At 51.5% G+C, this 769-nt stretch carries 1 protein-coding gene; it reads left to right on the top strand.

The window, feature by feature from the left end; all coding sequences use genetic code 11:
- On the top strand, nucleotides 1-769 hold a 769-nt coding region (locus R7Q48_RS26720), incomplete at both ends, for a GGDEF domain-containing protein (protein WP_318133252.1).

Here is a 769-nt window from a genome sequence, read left to right as displayed (position 1 = left end):
GATGGAAGATAAGCTCTATCAGCGTGAGTCGAGCTTGCGTAATTACTACGAGCAGCAGCCCGTGATGATGGTGACGCTCGACAGCCACAACCGCATCCAAGAAGTGAACCGATTCGCGCAGCTGTTATTGGGCTACGAGCCGATTGAGATGCTCGGCCATCGCCTGCGAGAGTTCTATCTTGATGACAAAGCACTGTTCCCACGCCAGGTGTTGTTGCAACCGAGTCATCAAGTTCATGATGTGTGGCGACGTGAAATCGAGTATCGCCATGCTGACGGGCACAGTGTTTGGGTACGCGAAAACATTCGACCGCTCAACGATTCCGATCAGTTGCTGATTGTGGGTGAAGACATTTCAGAGACCAAACTTTTGGCTGAGAAGTTAGAGTATCAGGCGCGTTATGACTTATTGACGGGGACATACAACCGCAACCACTTTGAGTTGGAGTTGAAAACCGCGCTGCGTGAAGTGGATAGCCATCGCCGAGTGCATGCGATGTTGTACCTCGATCTCGACCAGTTGAAAGTGCTTAATGACACCGTTGGGCACGATGCGGGCGATGCCGCGATTCAATTTTGCGCCAGCATGTTGGAAGAGGTGCTGCCATACAATTCCGTGCTTGCGCGAATGGGCGGCGATGAATTCGCGGTGCTACTGAAAGATTGCGACGAGTATGGCGCGATCAATATTGCGAAGGTGATTATCTCCACATTGGGTGAGCACCTGTTTATCTGGGAAGACACACGCTTATTCATCAGTTGCTCGGTC

The organism is Vibrio sp. 378 (assembly GCF_033339435.1).
Note: the sequence above shows the minus strand (reverse complement) of the source record. Positions and strands in the feature narration are given on the sequence as shown.